Annotated in this window: 19 protein-coding genes; 6 read left to right on the forward strand and 13 right to left on the reverse strand. The window is 56.3% G+C overall.

All coding sequences use genetic code 11. The annotated features are described in order from the left end of the window. The first annotated feature begins 12 nt into the window (after positions 1–12). From pstC to QYE77_RS06700, 3 genes are all read left to right on the forward strand, one after another. Positions 13–960, forward strand: coding sequence for a phosphate ABC transporter permease subunit PstC (pstC, locus tag QYE77_RS06690; RefSeq protein ID WP_315624601.1), 948 nt, complete (start codon positions 13–15; stop codon positions 958–960). Further along, the gene (pstA, locus tag QYE77_RS06695) at positions 957–1,841 is read left to right on the forward strand and encodes a phosphate ABC transporter permease PstA (protein WP_315624602.1); all 885 of its coding nucleotides are present in this window, start codon (positions 957–959) and stop codon (positions 1,839–1,841) included. Before pstC ends, pstA begins: the two co-directional genes overlap by 4 nt. A 732-nt stretch (positions 1,842–2,573) precedes the next feature. Further along, the gene (locus tag QYE77_RS06700; RefSeq protein WP_315624603.1) at positions 2,574–3,284 is read left to right on the forward strand and encodes a cysteine hydrolase family protein; all 711 of its coding nucleotides are present in this window, start codon (positions 2,574–2,576) and stop codon (positions 3,282–3,284) included. Between the two features lie 6 nt (positions 3,285–3,290). Here QYE77_RS06700 and QYE77_RS06705 read toward each other — a convergent pair whose 3' ends face one another. The 3 genes from QYE77_RS06705 to QYE77_RS06715 all read right to left on the reverse strand — a co-directional run bounded on the left by QYE77_RS06705 (position 3,291) and on the right by QYE77_RS06715 (position 6,242). Continuing rightward, a complete protein-coding gene (locus QYE77_RS06705) occupies positions 3,291–4,616 on the reverse strand; it encodes a cytochrome P450 (protein ID WP_315624604.1) in 1,326 nt (441 codons plus the stop codon). Between the two features lie 111 nt (positions 4,617–4,727). Further along, entirely contained in the window at positions 4,728–5,687 is a 960-nt protein-coding gene (locus QYE77_RS06710) for a 3-keto-alpha-glucoside-1,2-lyase-like domain-containing protein (protein WP_315624605.1), read from the reverse strand. A 69-nt stretch (positions 5,688–5,756) separates the two neighbouring features. After that, positions 5,757–6,242 (reverse strand): adenosine-specific kinase, encoded by a 486-nt coding sequence (locus QYE77_RS06715; protein WP_315624606.1) that lies wholly within the window; start codon positions 6,240–6,242, stop codon positions 5,757–5,759. 113 nt (positions 6,243–6,355) lie between these two features. Between QYE77_RS06715 and rnz the strand changes: the two genes are divergently transcribed. Then, positions 6,356–7,321 (forward strand): ribonuclease Z, encoded by a 966-nt coding sequence (gene rnz / locus QYE77_RS06720; protein ID WP_315624607.1) that lies wholly within the window; start codon positions 6,356–6,358, stop codon positions 7,319–7,321. Here the strand turns inward: rnz and QYE77_RS06725 are convergent. From QYE77_RS06725 to QYE77_RS06750, 6 genes are read right to left on the reverse strand one after another with little or no spacing between them, the layout of a single operon-like run. Beyond that, positions 7,318–8,415, reverse strand: coding sequence for an aminotransferase class I/II-fold pyridoxal phosphate-dependent enzyme (locus tag QYE77_RS06725; RefSeq protein WP_315624608.1), 1,098 nt, complete (start codon positions 8,413–8,415; stop codon positions 7,318–7,320). The genes rnz and QYE77_RS06725 overlap by 4 nt on opposite strands. Before the next feature lie 9 nt (positions 8,416–8,424). Then, positions 8,425–9,456 (reverse strand): C40 family peptidase, encoded by a 1,032-nt coding sequence (locus QYE77_RS06730; RefSeq protein WP_315624609.1) that lies wholly within the window; start codon positions 9,454–9,456, stop codon positions 8,425–8,427. Then, positions 9,449–10,486, reverse strand: coding sequence for a dipeptide epimerase (locus QYE77_RS06735; RefSeq protein WP_315624610.1), 1,038 nt, complete (start codon positions 10,484–10,486; stop codon positions 9,449–9,451). The genes QYE77_RS06730 and QYE77_RS06735 overlap by 8 nt, the downstream gene beginning before the upstream one ends. Before the next feature lie 25 nt (positions 10,487–10,511). Then, positions 10,512–11,459 carry a ribosome small subunit-dependent GTPase A gene (gene rsgA, locus QYE77_RS06740; protein WP_315624611.1) on the reverse strand — a complete coding sequence of 316 codons (948 nt, stop codon included), beginning with the start codon at positions 11,457–11,459 and terminating at the stop codon, positions 10,512–10,514. Continuing rightward, positions 11,456–13,747: a penicillin-binding transpeptidase domain-containing protein gene (locus QYE77_RS06745; protein ID WP_315624612.1), complete on the reverse strand. Its 2,292-nt coding sequence runs from the start codon at positions 13,745–13,747 to the stop codon at positions 11,456–11,458. Before QYE77_RS06745 ends, rsgA begins: the two co-directional genes overlap by 4 nt. Continuing rightward, positions 13,737–14,405, reverse strand: a complete 669-nt coding sequence (locus tag QYE77_RS06750) for a Maf family protein (RefSeq protein WP_315624613.1) — start codon at positions 14,403–14,405, stop codon at positions 13,737–13,739. Before QYE77_RS06750 ends, QYE77_RS06745 begins: the two co-directional genes overlap by 11 nt. 258 nt (positions 14,406–14,663) lie before the next feature. Here QYE77_RS06750 and QYE77_RS15350 point away from each other — a divergent pair, with 258 nt between their 5' ends. Both QYE77_RS15350 and QYE77_RS06755 read left to right on the forward strand, forming a co-directional pair. Continuing rightward, the gene (locus QYE77_RS15350) at positions 14,664–14,873 is read left to right on the forward strand and encodes an ATP-binding protein (protein WP_399389719.1); all 210 of its coding nucleotides are present in this window, start codon (positions 14,664–14,666) and stop codon (positions 14,871–14,873) included. Positions 14,874–14,883: 10 nt separating this feature from the next. Beyond that, complete coding sequence (locus QYE77_RS06755) at positions 14,884–15,246, forward strand: hypothetical protein (protein WP_315624614.1); 363 nt, start codon at positions 14,884–14,886, stop codon at positions 15,244–15,246. Between the two features lie 52 nt (positions 15,247–15,298). On the opposite strand, the gene QYE77_RS06760 is transcribed toward QYE77_RS06755, so the two are convergent. The 4 genes from QYE77_RS06760 to nikB form a co-directional block, all read right to left on the reverse strand. Beyond that, positions 15,299–16,465, reverse strand: a complete 1,167-nt coding sequence (locus QYE77_RS06760; RefSeq protein ID WP_315624615.1) for a M20/M25/M40 family metallo-hydrolase — start codon at positions 16,463–16,465, stop codon at positions 15,299–15,301. Then, positions 16,462–17,361, reverse strand: a complete 900-nt coding sequence (locus QYE77_RS06765; protein ID WP_315624616.1) for an ABC transporter permease — start codon at positions 17,359–17,361, stop codon at positions 16,462–16,464. Before QYE77_RS06765 ends, QYE77_RS06760 begins: the two co-directional genes overlap by 4 nt. A gap of 61 nt (positions 17,362–17,422) precedes the next feature. Further along, the gene (locus QYE77_RS06770; RefSeq protein WP_315624617.1) at positions 17,423–19,063 is read right to left on the reverse strand and encodes an ABC transporter substrate-binding protein; all 1,641 of its coding nucleotides are present in this window, start codon (positions 19,061–19,063) and stop codon (positions 17,423–17,425) included. Between the two features lie 53 nt (positions 19,064–19,116). After that, complete coding sequence (gene nikB, locus QYE77_RS06775; protein ID WP_315624618.1) at positions 19,117–20,064, reverse strand: nickel ABC transporter permease; 948 nt, start codon at positions 20,062–20,064, stop codon at positions 19,117–19,119. Between the last annotated feature and the right edge of the window lie 142 nt (positions 20,065–20,206).

Below are 20,206 nucleotides of genomic sequence, written 5' to 3' on the forward strand. Positions count from 1 at the left end.
GAACTAGCCTGCATGGAGAGCGTAAAGACCACCCCTTTAGTGACACAAGCCCCTTCGCCTGTGATACAGGCCCTCAAACGCCGTCCACGCACCGGAGAACGCCTCATCCAACTCGGGCTTCTAATCTGTGCTGCCGTCTCCATCCTCACGACCCTGGGAATCGTTTTCACCCTATTGCGTGAGACAATCCTTTTCTTTGAGCAAGTTTCAATTGTGGAATTCTTTACCGAAACACGCTGGACGCCACTCTTTGCTTCTAAAAAATTTGGCATTTGGCCGTTGGTCAATGGCACAGTGCTGGTTGCGGCGGGTGCCATGATCATTGCCCTGCCGCTGGGGTTGCTGGCAGCCATCTACATGAGCGAGTACGCCTCCGAAAACGTACGCCGCATTCTCAAACCGGTGCTGGAAGTTCTGGCCGGCATCCCCACGGTGGTCTACGGGTATTTTGCCTTGCTCTTCGTTACCCCTCTGCTCAAGTCCATTTTTCCTCAGACCCAAACCTTCAACGCCGCCAGCGCCAGTATCGTGATGGGTTTCATGATCCTGCCCATGGTAGCGTCTATCTCGGAGGATGCGCTTTCGGCCGTACCCCGCTCACTACGCGATGCGGCTTATGCACTAGGCGCCACCAAGCTGGAGGTGTCCACGCAAATCGTGGTACCCGCCGCCCTCTCGGGGATCAGCGCCGCGTTCATCTTGGCTGTTTCGCGCGCTATCGGCGAAACCATGATCGTGGCTATCGCCGCCGGTCAGCAGCCCAAACTCACCCTTAATCCCTTGGAGTCCATTGAGACGATGACGGCGTACATTGTGCAGGTCAGCCTGGGAGATACACCGCAACAAAGCATCGCTTACCTGACCATCTTCGCCGTAGGCATGATGCTCTTCCTGATGACCCTGGTCATGAACGTGATCAGTCACTTCCTCACTCGCCGCTTCCGCGAGGTATACGAATGAACACTACGGCTTTTCTCTCCGCAGAGGAATTACAACGCCTGCAACAAAGGAAGCAACGCGGGCGTTATTTCGAGTGGCTGGCCCTTATGGCCGTGCTCATTGGAATTGTGGTCCTGCTCACCCTGTTAATTGATGTCTTTCTGGATGGACTGCCCTGGCTGCGGCCAGAACTGTTCACCCATTTTCCTTCGCGCTTTCCCGAAAAATCGGGCCTACGATCCGCTCTACAAGGCACGCTGTGGCTGGCCGTGATCACCGCGATTCTTTCGTTCCCGATTGGAGTGGCGGCAGCCATTTATCTGGAAGAATATGCCCGTGATAACTGGTTCACCCGTTTTATCGAGATCAATATCTCCAATCTGGCAGGGGTGCCGTCCATAATCTACGGCTTGCTCGGCCTTGGCCTTTTCGTCTATGGATTAAACCTGGGTCGGAGCCTGTTAGCCGGTGCACTCACCATGACCTTGCTCGTTTTGCCCACCGTGATCGTTTCCTCACGCGAGGCGATTCGCGCCGTGCCACGCAGTGTGCGCCTGGCGGCCTTTGGATTAGGGGCGACACCGTGGCAAACCGTGCGCGATCACGTCTTACCTTACGCGATGCCAGGGATCTTGACCGGCACCATCCTGGCCATGTCCCGCGCGATTGGCGAAACTGCGCCCCTGATCACCATTGGCGCATTGACCTATATCCGCTTCGACCTGCGCGGCCCACTGGATCTTTTTACCGTCCTGCCCATCCAGATCTTCAACTGGATCTCCCTGCCTCAGAAAGAATTTCAGCAGTTAGCCGCGGCAGGCATCATCGTCCTTCTAGCAGTACTGCTACTGCTCAACACCACGGCCATTATCCTGCGCATCCGCTTACAGAAACGGTGGTGACGCGCCCAACCGAACCGCAGCGGCAGGGCATAACTATTTTTTGTGAATGCGTTATCTACCCTGACCCGCTTGTGTGAGGCCTACGACAGCCTTATCCCTTAGTTTTTTGGCGTCCAGGCCAAAGCCGCGGCGTGCTTCTTGCTCAACGGTGAGTCCATACCGCTCTGACATCCAGCGATGTGGATGTCGGCATTCCGCTCGCACGCCGCTTATCGGTGCATGAAAAGGTGGAAGTTGCGCAAGCCCTGGAAGCGTTGTTTCGGGTCAACCGCGTTGATTGAGTCGTAATCCCAAAAGCAGATCCCTTCTTAGCGGCATATATCGTTCGCAGGGAACGCATTTATGCGCGCGATTCCTATTTAGCGGATGAGTATGTTTTATACATTCTGCGTCGTGCTGGTGACCTGGTGCCTCTGGAACGTGAACGGATGCAAATAACTCTCACCCAAAAGGTATGACACCCCAGAAAATTTCCCGCCGTGTGGTTGCAGATCGCTTGGCTTGGATCTCAAGCGTGTTGTCCAATATCCGAGCCTTGCCACTGGCATTGTATAGGGTAGCATCACCCGCCTGGCAAATGCACTTCAAGGATGGATTAACGCCCATCCGGATTACCTAGATGAGACTCTATGAATTTTCAGGCACTGGCTTGACATCCCTTTTTTTACGGCTAAAATTTAGTTAGTGTAAAGAATACACCAATTCGTCCTGCCTTTGTTAGGAGGTTGAAGTATGCCCCGCTTGAACCTAGAAGCCCAAAGCGCTCCATTCCTGCGCTATTTGGAACAGTGGTTAGCGCAACTTCCGGTGGTTGATATCAAAGATGTAGCACCCAACCCCAACCACGCGGCGATTGTATCGGTGGATGTCATTAATGGTTTTTGTGTTAGCGGGCCGCTCGCCAGCGAACGCGTTGGGCGCATTGTCGAACCCATTGCTACACTGTTTCAGCGCGCTTGGGACTATGGGATTCGCCACATCCTGCTCACCCAAGACAGCCATGAACCGGACGCCGTGGAATTCTCGGCATGGCCACCGCATTGCATCCGTGGCACCGCCGAGGCTGAACCGGTGGACGCCTTCAAACGCTTGCCGTTCTTCAACCAGATGCTAATACTGGAGAAGAACTCCATCTCTTCCGGCTTGAACACCGGACTCAATGACTGGCTGGCACAACACCCCGAGGTTGATACCTTTATCGTCGTTGGAGATTGTACCGATCTCTGCACCTACCAGTTGGCAATGCACCTGCGCCTGGATGCTAACGCCCGCCAATTACAACGCCGTGTAATCGTGCCGGTGGACGGTGTGGAAACCTACGACCGCCCAATCGAGGTAGCGGAGAAAGAAGGTGGTTTCCCGCACCCCGGCGACCTGCTTCACGCCATTTTCCTCTACCACATGGCGCTCAATGGGATCGAGGTCGTCGAGAAGATCATCTGAGTCAATCTAGCGCGGGATCAACCGCATCGGCATGCCACCCCTGGGGCGCAGGGTCACCAGCGGCTCCGCCCGCACTGGCCCTGCGCCGGCAATGGCAAGACGATAGCGTTGCAACACCCGGCTCAAGATTAGTTGTGCCTCAACCAGGGCAAATTGATTACCAATGCACAAGCGCGGCCCACCCCCGAAAGGAATATAAGCAAAGCGCGGATAGGCACGCGCCTGGCGTTCATCAAAGCGCTCCGGTCGGAATGCCTCTGCATCTTCCCAGAACGCCGGATGACGATGCAAGACATACGGACTGATGATGATCAAGGCTCCGGCCGGAATTTCATAACCTGAAATCGTGTCGGCACCACGGGCGCGCCGTGTAATCAGCCAGGCTGGGGGATAAAGGCGTAAGGCTTCGGCAAAGACCTGGGCCGTAAAAGTCAACTTTGGCAAGTCCTCCCGCCCCGGTGGACGCCCACCCAGAACGGTATCAATCTCGGTAATCAAAGCCGATTCAACTTCAGGATGATGCGCCAGTAAATACCATGTCCAGGTCAATGCCGTGGCCACCGTCTCGTGCCCGGCGACAATCATGGTCACCAGTTCATCCCGCACGTGTTGCCGGGTTAACTGCCCAGCCTGCTCCGCCCGCACCAGTAAATCGAGCAGCGTTTCTTCCCCCTCATCCCGAACCTGGTGTGAGGTCAAAATCGCTTCCACCGCTTGGTCCAATTCAAACAAAGCACGTTTAAACGCCCGATTGCGCGGGGTTGGCCAGGAGAGCGGTGGCACCACCAGGTTCTGAGCGCGATAAATGACGTAATCCAACGCCGTTAGCACCGCTCGGACCAATTGCGGCGCTTCGCGGCTGAGGTCAAGCCCGAACAGCGCCAACCCTACCACCTCTAAAGCAATTTCCAGCATCTCGTGGTCTACATCCACGATCTGATTTTGCTTAGCCCAAGCGTCCCACCGCACCAACATTCGATCCACCACCCCCATTACAACATCATCCAGGCTCACCAAGCGCGAACGGGCAAACGCAGGTTGAATCAGCCGCCGATGTTGTAACCAGGGTTCACCATCCGCCGTGAGCAATCCCTGGCCGGTGATCAACGCTAACGTGCGATACTGGATCGTATCCTTAGTGTAATTACGATTATTCTCTTGCAAGACCTGCCGTACGGCATCGGGATGATTAATGAAAAAGGCCTGGGTAACCCCAACATCGAAATGCACCCAATCGCCATAGCGCTGAGCACATTCCAACAAGAACCCCGGTGTGTCGGTGCGAATGCGGGGCAAATGGGGAAACAACTGATAACCTTTGAGCGTTATCACAATGGTTCATCCTTCTAGCAAGATGGGATACCCTGATTTTATCGCCCTTCTAAATCAAAAAGCGGGTTTGTACAACCCGCCTTTTGAAGATGTTCAAGCCCGTGCGAACGCTCAAGGACGCGGATTCTCCCAGTAGCGAATCTGATCCACTTGAATGGTAAAGTTCTCAGTCTCACGCGCGCCGACAAAAACGCCAAAATAGCCTTCCAGGAAGCGATCATCGCGCACTTCGGTCAACAACACCCCGTTGACGTATAACGCATAACGATCTCTGATGGCCATCACCCCCAGGCGGTTGACCTGGTTCGGTCCGGCATTAATGGCATCACTGGCTTTCCAATTGACCAGCGTGATCATCTCACCCCGCGTGCCTACCGAGGCATCCCAGCGGCGCAACGCATATTTGCCATCGCACGTCAGACCAAACAGATAACCACGATCAGGGGTGTTCAAAATCGGCACGCGGAAGAACAACCCATAGCGATCACTGCCCTTGCACTCGCCGGTGCGGAACGTGGCTTCTAGGTAAAAATCGGCCACCTTTGGCCAGGTCATGCGCCAACCATCGGTCGTGGTCAGGCCGGTGAGCCGCATCACGCCATCACGGAATTCAACGCTGGTATACTGATCTGCGCCGGTCGGCCAGTTGCGATCATTGTCCATGTTATCCGTCCAGGTAGCATTGCCCAGTTTGAGCACCGGGTCGGTTGCCGGCGGGGTAAAAGCAAAGGTTGGGGTCGGCTGGGTCGTCACGGTTACAGTAGCCGTCGCAGTCGGCACAACGGTCTCCGGCGGCGGATAGGCCGGAGGGGTTGCCGTGGGCTCGATCGGCAGGGGCGTTGGCGTTTCAGCGGGTGGAGCAACCGTGGGCTCTTCGGTCAGAACCACCGTGGGCAGCGGCTGCGTAGGGGTGGGTTCGAGCGGTGGTGCCGTAGGGGTGGGCATGGCGGTCAGGATTTGAGCCACCTGAGTCGCCATTTCAGCATCTGAAGGGGTAGCCCGCTGGCCCAAAATGCCACACCCTCCAAGCAACACGGTCAAGATTAGCATGCCGATGATTCGAGTTCGCATGATTTACTCCTTCCCCAAAATCAACAGGATAAATGTAAGACGCTCTTCTCCTGTTGCAAGTTCCGCACCTTAAGCCTTGTAGCCGATGCGGCGCAGGAAACCTTTACGCCAGGCTATACCCTCCTCGTCCTCAATACCTTTAGGGCTGCTGCCATCAATAACACCCAGGATACCCCGTCCTTGCTCGGTTTCGGCAACAATCACCTGGAGGGGATTGGCAGTGGCACAGAAAATACGACACACCTCCGGCACGGCTTGAATGGCTTTGAGCACGTTTATCGGGTAATAACCCTCCCCCAAAAACACAAAGAAAGCATGACCTGCTCCTACCGCCAGGGCATTCTTCTGCGCCATGGTAATCAGATCAGGGTCAGTGCCACTCCAGCGCACCAGGCAGGCACCAGAAGCCTCACAAAACGCCAGCCCAAACTTGATCCCCGGCACGCTAGTGACCAGGGCCTCATGGATATCCTCAACCGTCTTAATGAAATGCGATTGTCCAATAATGACGTTCACCGCTTCCGGCTTTTCAATCGGGACGATCTTAAGTTCCATGGGATAACCTCCTGTGGCTTTCTTTTCAAACAACGGTGTCTCTATGAGATAATTTTACTGCTTCCCGCCAACTTGCATTAAAATAGGGGACACGACTTAATCAGGTGGTCTCCTTGTTCGAACTTATCTTTCTCGGCACCTCAGCCTCCGCACCCTCGATCCGGCGTAATCTGCCGGCGATTGTCGTTAAACACGATGAACACCGCTTTTTGGTAGATTGTGGTGAAGGCACCCAGCGCCAGATTTTACAAGCCGGAATCGGTTTCAAGCGCCTCAACCGTATTTTGATCACGCATGGGCACCTGGACCATATCCTGGGCTTGGCCGGATTGCTCTCAACCTTTATGCGCTGGGAAACCATTGACGAGTTGGAAATTTTTGGTAGCCGAGGGGCTCTGGAACGCATTCACGACCTTCTTTTTGGGGTGGTATTGCGCGGCGCCAACCCGCCCATGCCGCTCAACCTGCGCCCAATTGCCAATGGTACGTTTTTCGAAGCCGATGATTTCACCATCACCGCCTTTCCGGTGCAACACCGTGGCGCCGATAGCCTGGGTTTCCGCTTTGAAGAAAAAGGACGCCGCCCCTTCCTGCCCGAAAAAGCCGAAGCGTTAGGCATTCCCAATGGCCCCCTACGCCGTCACCTGGTAGAAGGGCAGACGGTAACCCTGCCCGACGGACGCATCATCACGCCTGACATGGTGTTGGGCGAATATCGCCGCGGCACGCGTTTGGCCATCGTTGGGGACGCCGGCGAAATTGACTCCCTGGTTGAACCCTGCTACCAAGCCGATGCACTGGTCATTGAAGCCACCTATCTAGAAGAAGAAGCCGAAATGGCCCATCATTTCGGTCACCTCACCGCACGCCGTGCCGCTGAACTGGCTCGCCGGGCCGAGGTCGGTGCTTTGATCCTGACTCACCTCTCGCGGCGCTATCGCGAGAAGGATGTGCTTCACGAGGCGCAGGCGGTCTTCCCTAACGTTTTCGTCGCCCGTGATTTCGACGTCTTTCAAGTCAAATCCGGGGAACCTTTGCGCCGCACCGAAAATCGCGCCAACGGCCTCTCGAACGGCTAAATCAACCGGCCAATGGTTTCCACTAGGCGGTTGATCTGGTCTTCGGTATGCGTGGCGAAGATCGCGATGCGCAATGCCCCACCCGGTGGGGTACTGGTATAACGCGTGACGTAGGCGACGCAGATATCGGCCTCAAACAAACGCTGTTGCAGGGCGCCTAAGTCCACCCCGGGCTGAGCCTTCAAGCATAAAATCGGCACGGGGGTGTCGGGCAAGTCCCAACCCAAGGCGCGCAAACCCGCCCGCGCCAGCGCCACGTTTTGCCACAGGCGCTCACGCCGTTGCGGTTCGGCCAAGGCAATCCGCAACGCCTCCGCCGAGGCCGCTGCAATCGGCAATGGAGGCGGGCTGGTCGCGACATACACCGCCGAATGAGCCAACCAGTGCTGAATGCGCGCTTGCCGATCTGCCAAAAAGCCACCATATCCCCCCAGGGCTTTGCTCAATGTGGCCGTGGTGAGACAGCGGGCATTGTTTACGCCCCAATAATCTGGCGTCCCTCGCCCATGCGCGCCTAAAACGCCTACTCCATGGGCATCATCCAGGGCGACCAGACCTTCATATTCGGCAATAATGTGCAAATAGTCCGGTAATGGGGCAATCTCGCCTGAAATTGGGAACACGCCGTCGCTAAGCACCAGCGGGCGCTCGCCCGGGCGCAAATGAAGAGCGATTTGCCGCCGTAAATCCTCGGCGTCCAGATGGTGAAAGGGTACCATCGGTAGTCCACTGCCACGCGCCGCATCCCATAGACTGAAATGGGCCGCCTCATCCACGAAGAGCCGTTCAACCTGACCGCGCAGCCCCTGGAGCAGTAACATCATCCCCAGATAGCCCGTGGGCAAATACAGCGCGCGCTCCGTTCCAAAATAGGCACAAATTGCCTGCTCCAGTTCGCCATAGAGGGGATGCTCACCGTAGCCCCCGCGCGAGGTGGCCGTGCTCAACCCAAAGCGTGCCAGCGCAGCCTGCGCCGCGGTCAGCACACGCGGATCACTCTGCAACCCCAAATATCCCGTGCCTGAAAAATAATCCCGCTCACGCCCGGCCACGACCACCCGCGGCCCAACCGGTGAACTCAGCCCTTCAGCCATTACCTTACCCTAAGCCAAAAACGTCCCTGTCGCCACCAGCGAATCGCGCAAGTGAGCAACGTGCTGGACGTCATCCTCATACACGCCATTGCGGGAACGGGAAGAATGCAAGGCGCGCCACCCGCCCAGGCTCAATGCCACGTGGGTAATCGCCCGCGCTTCACCCTTCTCACCAAAGAAGAGCAGATCACCGGGTTGTAGTTGCTCAGGATCACATGGCCGACTGGCGGCCTGCTGCATATCGGCATCGCGCGGTAGAGTAATACCATTCAACCGATGCACCAGTTGCACAAACCCGGAGCAATCTATGCCGTTAGCGGTCGTGCCACCCCACAAATACGGCACGCCGATAAATCGGTAGGCATCCTCAATCATCTGTTTCCGCCGCGCCTCCGCAGAACGGGGCAAAGCATCCAAAGCACGGAGATCTGCCCAAGGCACCCAGCCCGACACGTGCGCCTCCACCTGTGCCCAATCCCCCCGTGTCTCTCGCACCCCAACCGCAGTGCCAGCGAACAGACGACTCACCAAAGGGGCATCGGTTTCGGGTTGGGCTCGAATCAGGCTCACCGGTGCCGCCACAAGATGGGTAGGTACCTGTGGCAATTTCTCACCCAGGTAAGGTCGGTAGGTCCACCCCAGATAACCATCGGCGCAACGCACAAACACCCAGTGATCCTTCTCTTCCAACACTTCCACCTCTGCCCCCCAGAGCAATTGGGTCAACATCTCAGCCAGGAAAGACGGCTCACGGTGGAGGCTGGTCAGGTTGGTGGCCACCGCTAAGACCGGGTTATGGGGGCGGCGTAAAACCTGCAATGCACTATCCTCCACATCCCACCGCTCATCCTCTGCCTTAAGCGCCGCGTGGATGGCCTGACGATCCTCTTCGTCTAAAATTCGGCCGCTCACATGTAGGCGCCAATTTTCAACTTTCTCAACGTGGACCTGAAAGACATGCACGCGTTCATCTGCGCGCTCGCGCGCTAAGCGCGCCAGCACCTTCTGTACCTGTGCTTCTGGAGCAAGCATTTCACCCATGTTCCACCTCCTGGCGCAAGATCACCCCAATTCCAGGGCGTTCCGGCACGTGAATGCGGCCTTCCGCATCATAAACCAATCCCTCAAAAGGATCGTTGGCGATCAAAAGCGGCGCATCCAGGTCCAGCCAATCGGCCAACGCCGCCAAATGCGCCATGGCCGTCGTACCCAGTGACGTTTCAATCATACACCCCAGCAGTATATTGAGTCCCAGTTCACGGGCGCGGCGGATGATCCGCAGTGCGTTGAGCACCCCCCCGGTCTTCATCAGTTTGACGTTGACGCCTCGTACTCCGGCCGCCGCCAGTGCCTCTACGTCGGCATAGGTTTGCAGCGATTCATCCGCCACAATCGGGATGTGGGTCATGGCCTGCAATTGACCCATTTCTGCAATGGCCGCCTTGGGCAAAGGCTGTTCAATCATGGCAATCCCAAGCGCCTCTAAGCGCGGCAGGTAGGTCTTGGCTTCGTCCGGAGTCCAGCCAGCATTGGCATCCACCCGAATCTCGGCATCCGGGCGCGCAGATCGCACCGCCTCTAAACAAGCCAGATCTTCTGGGCTGCCCAATTTCAATTTCAACACCGGATAGGCTCGCATCCGCCACGCCATATCGGCCATGGCATCGGGGGTATCTATCGCAATCGTCACCGAGGTCGGCAACCTCGGCGGGGCAGGAAGATCCAGCCAGCGGTACAGGGGTTGACCAGCCTGGCGCGCCAGGTAATCTAATGCCACCATTTCCAGCGCACAGCGAGCCGCAGCCGGTCCTTCATCCCCTACCCAAGCCGGCACCTCCTCCAATGACTGGGGTAGATAGAGGCCTCCTCTGGCCCGCTGTTCCCAAAAGGCCTCAAATGTATTCAAGTCAACCCCGTAATAGGGTGGTAATGTAGCCTCCCCCCAACCAAGGTCATCTTCGAGCCGCAGCCAGTAGGTGTGGCGTGTTTCGCTTACGCCGTAAGAAAGTCGAAACGGATGTCTTAACACCAGGGTCAGACGTTGCCAGTGCAAGATTGAGGGGGTTGCCATATAGATCACCTAAGAAAAATGGGGACTATTCGCTCTCTTCTTCCTCGCCCGCACGCAGGCGCAGATAAGATTCGTAGCGCTGGGGGTGAATCTTACCCTGCGCCACGGCCTCGCGCACTGCACAGCCCGGTTCATTGGTGTGGGAGCAATCATTGAACTGGCACAGTGCGACCAGGTCGCGGATCTCGGGAAAATACCCATCCAGTTCCTCGGGTTGGGTATCCCAGAGGGCGAGGGTGCGCAATCCGGGCATATCGGCCACGTATCCGCCACCATCTAAAGGGAATAATTGCCGCACGACCGTAGTGTGGCGGCCTTTGCCCCCCTTCTCACGCACACTGCCTACTGCCAAACCCAACTCGGGCTGGATGGCATTGAGCAAACTACTCTTGCCCACCCCTGAGGGCCCGGCCAGAGCCGATAGTTTACCTATCAGATGGGCCTTGAGGGCCTCGATGCCGTAGCCCGTCTTGGCTGAGGTATATAGCACGGGGTAACCCAAGGGCGGGTAAATGGCAAAAATTTCTTGCGCTCGTTCCAAACCCACCAGATCAACTTTATTGGCTACAATCAGCGCCGGGATCTGCTGTTTCTCGGCAATGACCAAGAACCGATCCAGCATGCGCAAGCGTGGCTCGGGTTGAGCACAAGCAAACACCAGGACCAACTGATCCGGATTGGCCAAGAGGACCTGTTGGTATGTGCCCCGCGCAGTGGGTGCGCGGCGTTCCAAGGCGCGCTGGCGTGGTGCCACCGCCTCAATGACCCCACTGCCATCCGGAAGCACCGTCACGCGCACCCAATCCCCCACCGCTACCACATCCCCCTGACGATGCAGCCTTTTAAGACGCCCACGCAAACGGCAAACCACACTTTGCCCACCACTCATGCGTACGGTGTAAAAGCCTGATTGAGCCCGAACAACCTGTCCCCAAGCCGGATCGGAGCCGTAACGCGTCATCTCTGGACTCATGGTGTGGGTGTTTCCTCCGTAGGCACTGGGGTCTCAGTGGGTACTGGTGTGGGCGTTGGGGTCTCAGTATAGAGCGGTGTGGGTGTTCGGGTCACATAAAATGAAGCCTCCCAGGGATAGAGGCGCAAAGGTTGCCCGAAGAAATAATCCTCAATCACACGGCGGAAGATGGGCGCAGCCACCTCTGAACCCTCGCCGCCATTTTCCACCAACACCACGACGGCAATGTCCGGCTTGTCACTACGATTGGCGTTGGTATAACCCGCGAACCAGGCGTGCGGTTTTCCGGCAGGATTCGTTGCCGTGCCGGTCTTGCCGTAGATGGGGATCTGTAAACCTATTAAGGCAAAATGTGCTGTGCCACGCGGGTTATTGACCACACTACGCATGGCATCCTGGATGATCTTGAGGTTTTCAGGCGAAACCGGTAGTTGTCCCTTCACCTCAGGCTTGAAGGCATAGACTGCTTCGCCATCCGGGTTGGTGATTTTTTCAACCACTTGCGGGCGGTAGAGCGTGCCACCATTTCCCACTGCCGCAATGAAATCCGCCACCTGCAACGGAGTGACTAACATGGCTCCTTGCCCAATCGCCAACTGTACGGCATCGTTCTCGCTGGTCGGATCGGGTATATTACCCGCCACCTCGGGCAATTGCTCGATACCGGTCGGGCTGCCCAGTCCGAACGCCCGCGCCATATTGCTCACATCCTGGGGGCGATTCTGGCGGTAGAGTTCCAGCCCAATGTGATAGAACCATGGATTGCAAGAACGCATCAGCCCCTCAGGTAGCGTCAAGGTTCCGCTGGGCGGTTTTTCTTTTTCATACGTCCAATCGTAAAGGGTCAAGCCGGGAATCTCGGTGAACGTGTGCCCACACTCATAGGTCGAATCAGCGGTAAACAGGCCGCTCTCCAGAGCTGCAGCCATGGTAATGATCTTGAACACCGAGCCCAGCGGGTAAGCGCTTTGGGTGGCACGATTAAGCAAGGGGGTGGTGTTCACATCAAACACCTGGTTGAGCAACCAGGCGCTGTTGTAGTTGTTGGGATCAAACAGGTTGGGGTCAAAACTAGGGGAAGAGGCCAAAGCCAGAATGCGCCCGGTATCCCGTTCCAGCACCACAATGGCACCGCGGAAGCCTTCAATTGCCTTCTGTACCTGGACCTGGAAATTCTTATCCAACGTGGTATAGATGGAATAGGCCGGTTTGGCATCACGCTGTCCTAAGCGGGTGAGGATATTGCCCTGGGCGTCGGTGACGTATAATGCCGCCCCGCGTTGACCTGCCAAGTAGGATTCGCCCCACTGTTCCAAGCCGGCCATACCAACCCGCTCATCTCCACGATACCCTTTGCGCTTGTAGTTTTCTAATTCCTCTGCCGGGATGGGTTGCACATAGCCGGTCACGTGCGGCGCCGCACTGTCAAAGTAATAGCGCGTGTTGTAGGTGCGCATGACCAGGCCGCTTAAGTTCGAAAGTACATCATAACGTCGTTGCACCGCTTGCGCCGAGACATCCCCTATTGGGATGTACCAATCGGGTGCGGCATACTGGTAAAGCGAACGGATGTAATCTGGGTTCAAGCCGGTCAGGTTGGCCAATTCGGTGATTAAAGTGCCCTCCTGCTCCGGATCAATTTGCCCCGGGATAATCCCCAAAGCCACCGCATCCGCCTGCGCCGCCAACGCATTACCTTGATTATCGTAGATATTACCCCGCGCCGGGATGGTAATATCCATCATCAGGCGGTTGCCCCCGCGCAATTCAGGCAGAATCATCCCATCTTCCCACTGCACCTTCCACGCGCCATCCTGCAATGTCAGGTTCATTACCATCTCGCGGCTGAGGTCTCCCAACAGTACTGTGTGGAAAGTTACCTGATAAGCCACTTGCGCAGTCGTTGGGTTTGTCAGGGTGGAAAGGATCGCATAATCCAACCCACTCAGGCTCATGGTGGCCGCCACATCGCGATAGCGCTGTGAAAACGCCTCTTCGCTCATAGCATCCTGGCTCAAACGGGTCAGCATGGCATACATGCCGGCATAATCTTCGGCTTTCCAGGCCGCTAAAAACGCCTCGGCGGCTGCCCGCACATCCGGTGCTGAAGTCACATTGACCACCGGTTCACCCAGGCTGGGTTGTGCCGAAGGGTTTAGCGGGGTTTCCGCGGTCGGGCGGCATGCCCCTAACAGAAGCGCTATCAAAACCAACACCAGCACCTTTTTCCGCCACTGCATTTGGCTAATCCGTTTTCGCGTCATTCGCTGCAATGCACTAACCTTCATCTTCGCCTTCCAAAATCGCTCGATAAACGGGACAGACGTAATTCAAATTCTTTTGACACACCGCCGGCACATCTACCGGCGGCTCAAATCCCAAAATCGCCATAGTGCGCACGAGATGGCACAGCGGCAAGCCCATCACGCTGGCATAACAGCCCTTAAAGTCCGTTACCGGATGGAATGTTGCACTTTGAATGCCGTAGGCGCCGGCTTTATCCATGGGCTCACCGCTGGCGACATAAGCCGCAATCTCATCATCGCGATAGGCACGCATGGGCACCAGCGAATGGCAAAGGTCGGTCAGCAACTCGCCACTGCGGCGGTCAATCACCGCAATAGCCGTATAGACTTCGTGCACCCGTCCCCTCAAGCGACGCAGAAATTCCACTGCTTGCTCCGGTGACTCCGGTTTGCCCAACACCTCATCCTCAAACACCACCACTGTATCCGCTGCCAGGATTACGGAGGTTTCGGTTTCAAATTCGCTCGCCGCCAGAGCCTTTTCCCGAGCCAGGCGCAGGACATAATCCTGTGGCGTTTCTTCCACGGCCTGGGTCTCGTCAATATCCGCCGGGCGCACCTCAAACGGCCACCCAGTCCAAGAAAGCAGCACCCGACGTCGGGGTGAATTTGACGCCAATAAAATCAGGGGGGGACTCATCACTGCCTATGATTTTATCATACCCCAACCGCGCTTTTTATGCTAAGGCCATGTCTAGTTGGTAACAAGAGATAAACCGCCCGCTCACCACTTCGTGATGATTGTCACAATTTTTTGGTGATACTTTGGGCTTGCCAAACCAGGCCCAAAAGGGTATTATCTAATTCGAATATATGAATATTATTGAAACAGCCCCTTACTCCCTCGCTGTCCCAACCACCAGGGTCTGTTTCTTTAATCCCAACATGGAGGTTACTCATGGCTATTAACTGGTACCCTGTTATCAATGAAGACCTATGTATCAATTGCAACTCTTGCGTTGACTTTTGCAAGAACGACGTTTTTGAACCCGGTGACCTGCACCCGGTGGTCGTCGCACCTGAGCGGTGCATTGAATTCTGTAAGGGATGCGCCAAGCTCTGTCCGCAGGATGCAATCACCTACTACACCAATCACACGGTTAACTAGGAGGTTAACAATGGGAAATAAAGGTTTACTTCTTTGTGTTTGCCAGGGCACCTGCCCTTCGTTTCAACAAATGAACATCTTCGAGGTGGGTAACACATTGCGCCGCGAAGGGTTAATTGACTACTTGGCTATTCACCCCCAACTCTGCTCGGATGATGGCGATCGCTTCCTGAGCACCCTGCTCAAGGGCGACTCAACTGATCAGTTGTTTGTAGCTGCCTGTGATCCCAAGATGCAATCTAAAATGTTCCGAGATGCGCTCGAGGCAGCCGGTTTTAATCGCGAGAACCTCAAAGGCGTGGATATCCGCAATATGACCACCGAGCAAGCTGTGGAAGCCATCCGCCAATTGATCACCGCCAATGGAGGATGATCCTAAAGAAACCCCTGCGATCAAAAGGTGACCTTTCCCCGGTCACCTTTTTTCATCCCAAGCAGGCCAGAACCAGCGCCCGATAACCCTCAACCGCCTGTTCCACTTGATTCACCGCCACCCACTCATCCACAATGTGCGCCTGTGCCAAATCCCCCGGCCCGTAAATGAACGCCGTAAGGCCTTGCTCTGCCGCTGCTGAGGCATTGGTGCCAAAGCCAGCGCACATTGTCTCTGCCGGTAATCCCCGCGACCTCAAGCCATCTAATATACGCACCCGCCACGGATTATCAGGCAACACCTTCCAGGCGGGAAGAAAATCCAACCTTTCCAAAACCCGGCCGGTGTAACACACCTGGCGCAAGGTCGCCAGGTTTACCTCAACCCCTGGTAAGCCTACCAGCGCTTGCCTTAGACGTTTGAGCAGAGACGCCACCGTCTCACCCGGCAACAAGCGCGCTACAAGATGCGTCTGACAGGCTGGCGGTACCAGGCTGATATTGGGAAAAGGCTCGGAGCAGATATCCGTCACTTCAAAAATTTCTTCCCCTAGATCATCATCGCACCGACGCGGCAGAGCCTCAAGTCGCGCCAGGACTGCCATCATGCGCTTAATGGCATTTTCCCCCTGCTGAGGGTGAGAGGTATGGGCTGCTCGCCCCTGGGTGCGAATCTCCAACGTAGCCCGCCCTTTCTGAGCAACCGCCAGGCGTAACCCGGTCGGCTCGCCGGTGATAAAAATTTCAGGTCGGTAAAGCACAAGCAGGTCCTCCACCGTCCGCGCCGTGAGGCTTTCCTCTAAAACCGTCGCCGCCAATACCACTTGTCCCCGCAATTCACTTCGTGGAATCGAAGCCACTGCCGCCAGCATAGCGGCCAATGAGGCGTGGGTATCGGCTGCGCCGCGTCCCCACACCCGTCCATCGGCCACCGTGCCACTAAAAGGCGGGTAGTGCCAGGCACTCTCATCGCCTGCTGTGACCACATCCAGGTGTGAATCCAGCATCAAGGTGGGTCCAGGCTGCTCGCCCCGCCACAACCCGATCACATTTCCCAGGGAATCACGCTCAACCGCGTCAAACCCAAGGCGGACCATTTGGGCCTGCACATAATCAGCTGCCGCCTTCTCGGCGCCTGAGAAGGCGGGCAAGCGCACCAAATCTACCAGCAGCCGCAAGGCTTCACTGCTGGCTGTTTCTAGAGGAAGGGTCTGGCTCATGTTACATTTCGCAGGCGCGGGTCGAGCACATCCCGCAGCCCATCCCCCAATAGGTTGAACCCTAACACCGCCAACGAAATCGCCAACCCCGGATAAATGACCACATACGGCGCCTGTTCCATGTATTTGCGCCCATCATTAAGCATCACGCCCCAACTCGCCGCCGGGGGTGGCACGCCTAATCCCAGGAAACTTAGCGAGGCTTCCACCACAATGGCTGCCGCAAAATAGGTGGTGGTCACCACAATCAGCGGGGCCAGGATATTGGGCAAAATATGGCGGAAGAGGATCAGCCACTCCCGCTGACCAATACAGCGCGCCGCCTCCACATATTCTTTCTCTTTCTCGGACAAAATCGAAGAACGCACGGTGCGGGCGAAGATGGGGATGCGCACAATGGCGATCGCGGTCATGACGGTGACCAACCCCTGGCCAAACGCCGCCACCAGCGCCAGCGCCAGCAGGATGGCCGGGAAGGCATAGATGGCATCCATAATGCTCATCAGCACAGTATCCACCGAGCGGCCCAGGTATCCTGCCGCCATGCCCACGAACAACCCCACGATGGTCCCCAACGCTACCGAGACTACCCCGACCTGAAGGGAAATGCGCGCGCCGTAGACCACCCGCGAGAAAATATCCCGTCCCAAATGATCCGTGCCCATAATGTGCGCAGCGCTAGGGGGCTGCAGACGGTCTTTCAAGTGTATCTCCAACGGGTCGTAGGGCGCAATAACCTCAGCAAAGATGGCCATGATCACGATGATGACCGTCAAAATGATGCCCACCAGCGCCAGCCGGTGACGCAATAAGCGGAAAAACACCCGTTCGCTCAGGCGGCGTTCCCTCAGCGCGGGTTCCAATGAAGCAGTTACTCGGGCTTGAATCGTGGTCATAGGTCTGCCGGTAGGTCCGGGGGCGCCCGACGATGAATAGGCGCCCCCGGTAGAATCACTGTTATTTATCCAACCAGGCCGTGTTTAAGCCTTCCGATGCATCCATCATCATCAACATTGGGGCGTTGCCCGGCCGATAGCCCTTGACGTAGTTACGCCAACCTTCTACCCACGGCAAGCCCAAAACGTACATGGTTGCGGCATCTTCCTGGACCAGTTGCAGAACCTGTTTGTAGATTTCTTTACGCTTGGCGACATCGGTTTCTGAGATGCCCTTCTCAAGCAGTTCATCCATCTTGGGATTGCTGTAACCACCCACCAGCCAGTTGCCGCTGCTCTTGGGGGTCAGGTAGCCGTAAGGACGATCCGGATCGAAGATGCCGGTCATCGTACCCATCAGCAAATCGTAATCCAGAGCCTTACCACGGGCATTCCAGGCCGCTGCATCCACAATGTCAAATTTCACCTTGAAGCCCACCTGCGAGAGCATGGCGTCAATGATCTCGGCGGCATCTTTCTGGTTGGGCATCAATAACATGGTGATCTCGGTCCCCTCTTTCAGCCCGGCCTTCTGGAAGTATTCCTTCGCCTTTTGCAAATCCGGCTTGATCATCGGTACATCCAGATACCACGTATCCTCAGGCACAAAAGGCTGGTTGTGCACCTGGCCGAGGCCGAAATAAACCGCCTCATTGTAGGCCTCGCGGTCAAAAGCATACTGCACCGCCATGCGCGCGTTGAGATCGTTGAACGGCGGGCGGGTGTGATTCATGACCAAGCGTGCCCCGGAGTTGAAGTAGTACACGACAACTGTAAAGTTTGGATCGGGGTTTTCTAGCAGGCGCTTGACATCCGCCAGCGGCAATTCCTCAGTCATATCCACTTCGCCGGTGCGCAAGGCATTCAGGCGTACCACCGGATCGGTAATGACTTTGAGCACCACGCCGTCCAGATAAGGCTCACCCTGCTTCCAGTATTGGTCAAAGCGCTTGAGGGTGTAGGATTCGCCAGGTTTGTAGGAATCGAGCATGAACGGGCCAGTGCCTATCGGTTTGGTCACATTGCCTTCAGCATCGTAACTATCGCGGTGGATAATGCCAGCGCGGTTGAGCAAAGCCAAATAGGAGAGGAATGGCCCAGCGCCTTTCTCGATGGTAACCTTAATGGTAAGTGGGTCAATGACCTCAGACTTCAGGCCAATATTGACAAAGGTGCTGCGCAGTGCCGCGCCGGATTTTTCATCCAGGATGCGGTCGAAGATCCACTTTACATCCTCCGCGGTCAAATCGGCCCCGTTGTGGAATTTGACCCCTGGACGCAGGTGGAAGATCCACTCCTTACCATCCGGCGACGTTTCCCACCGTTCGGCCAGGACGCCAACGAATTTGCCGGTGCGATCTGCCGCCACCAACTGCTGCACCACCAGACCATTCAAGCGGATATCCCCGTACTGAATCGCCTTGAGCGGGTCAAGCGTGGTGACATCTTCCTTCATTGCAAAGGTGATAACGCCACCATATTTTGGTCCCGCCGCCGGGGCTTCGGTAGTTGCGACTTCTTGGGGTGGTGTGGTTGGGGGCAGGGTAGCGGGTGGCTGCTCAGGGGGTGTCGTGGGTGCCGGAGTCGCCGCCGGCTGGCAGGCGCTGAGTACCAGCACCAGAGCCACCACCAGGGTAAACCACTTTAGATATTTTTGTTTCATTTCGGCCTCCTTCTCCTTGGTTCAGGTTTTTGAGCAGAGCCTAACCTGGCTCTTTACTCCAAGCGAATACGCGGGTCTATGAGGGTGTAAACGAAATCCACCACCAGATTGACCAGCACCACCATGACGGCCACCGCTAAAATCACCCCCTGAACGACCGGGTAATCGCGGGCGAATATGCTATCCACAACCAGCAGGCCAATGCCCGGCCAGGCAAACACGGTCTCAACCACTACCGCCCCGCCAATGAGAAAAGCCAGTTGCAAACCGATCATCGTGACTGTGGGAATGAGCGCATTGCGCAAAGCATGCTCCCACAACACTTTGCGTTCTGGCAGGCCCATCCCACGTGCTGTGCGCACATAGTCCTTGCCTAATTCTTCCAGCAAACTAGAGCGGGTCAGGCGGGTGGTCGTACCGGCCAGCGACCAGCCCAACGTAATGGCTGGCAAGATGAGATGACGCAGAAACTTCCCCAAGCCTTCCTGGGGTGGCACATAGCCGATCGAGGGCAACCATCCCAACACAATCGCAAACAGCAGAACCAGCATGATGCCTGACCAGAACTGCGGCAGAGAAATGCCCAGGATGGCAAAACCAATCGCTCCCAAATCGGCCCAGGAATTACGTTTTACCGCCGAGATAATGCCCAAAGGAATCGCCAGGACGACGGAGAATAACAACGCTGCCAACGAGAGGTAAAGCGTCGCTGGCAGCCGTTGCAAAATCAGATCGAGGACTGGCATCTGCGCTCGATACGAGCGACCTAGGTCGCCGGTCAGGGCCCGCCCCAACCATTTGACGTATTGCACCACCAGAGGTTGATCTAACCCCAGACTTCGTTCCAGGGCTGCCCGCCGCGCCGGATCCAAGCCCTCGGCACCATACATGACATCTACCGGATCGCCCGGCACCATACGGATCAACAAAAAGACGATCACGGTCATGATAAAAAATACCGGTACGAGAGCTAACGCTCTGCGGATAAAATACCTAAGCACGTTACACTCCAACTTGTAGCATTGTGTCGGCTTGGGAAGAACACCGGGGGATAATTTCATTATAAGAAAAACCCGGGCTGAGTCAATATGTCAGACAAAATTAGTGACGAATGTCATACTCGCTTTAGCGTAACCCCTACCC

The organism is Thermanaerothrix solaris (assembly GCF_032334255.1).
GTDB lineage: Bacteria > Chloroflexota > Anaerolineae > Anaerolineales > Anaerolineaceae > Thermanaerothrix > Thermanaerothrix solaris.

Coding starts and splice junctions, on each gene's coding strand:
- pstC (WP_315624601.1), top strand. CDS start 13: ATGGAGAGCGTAAAGACCACCCCTTTAGTGACACAAGCCCCTTCGCCT.
- pstA (WP_315624602.1), top strand. CDS start 957: ATGAACACTACGGCTTTTCTCTCCGCAGAGGAATTACAACGCCTGCAA.
- QYE77_RS06700 (WP_315624603.1), top strand. CDS start 2,574: ATGCCCCGCTTGAACCTAGAAGCCCAAAGCGCTCCATTCCTGCGCTAT.
- QYE77_RS06710 (WP_315624605.1), bottom strand. CDS start 5,687: ATGCGAACTCGAATCATCGGCATGCTAATCTTGACCGTGTTGCTTGGA.
- QYE77_RS06715 (WP_315624606.1), bottom strand. CDS start 6,242: ATGGAACTTAAGATCGTCCCGATTGAAAAGCCGGAAGCGGTGAACGTC.
- QYE77_RS06725 (WP_315624608.1), bottom strand. CDS start 8,415: ATGGCTGAAGGGCTGAGTTCACCGGTTGGGCCGCGGGTGGTCGTGGCC.
- QYE77_RS06730 (WP_315624609.1), bottom strand. CDS start 9,456: ATGGGTGAAATGCTTGCTCCAGAAGCACAGGTACAGAAGGTGCTGGCG.
- QYE77_RS06735 (WP_315624610.1), bottom strand. CDS start 10,486: ATGGCAACCCCCTCAATCTTGCACTGGCAACGTCTGACCCTGGTGTTA.
- rsgA (WP_315624611.1), bottom strand. CDS start 11,459: ATGAGTCCAGAGATGACGCGTTACGGCTCCGATCCGGCTTGGGGACAG.
- QYE77_RS06745 (WP_315624612.1), bottom strand. CDS start 13,747: ATGAAGGTTAGTGCATTGCAGCGAATGACGCGAAAACGGATTAGCCAA.
- QYE77_RS06750 (WP_315624613.1), bottom strand. CDS start 14,405: ATGAGTCCCCCCCTGATTTTATTGGCGTCAAATTCACCCCGACGTCGG.
- QYE77_RS15350 (WP_399389719.1), top strand. CDS start 14,664: ATGGCTATTAACTGGTACCCTGTTATCAATGAAGACCTATGTATCAAT.
- QYE77_RS06755 (WP_315624614.1), top strand. CDS start 14,884: ATGGGAAATAAAGGTTTACTTCTTTGTGTTTGCCAGGGCACCTGCCCT.
- QYE77_RS06760 (WP_315624615.1), bottom strand. CDS start 16,465: ATGAGCCAGACCCTTCCTCTAGAAACAGCCAGCAGTGAAGCCTTGCGG.
- QYE77_RS06765 (WP_315624616.1), bottom strand. CDS start 17,361: ATGACCACGATTCAAGCCCGAGTAACTGCTTCATTGGAACCCGCGCTG.
- QYE77_RS06770 (WP_315624617.1), bottom strand. CDS start 19,063: ATGAAACAAAAATATCTAAAGTGGTTTACCCTGGTGGTGGCTCTGGTG.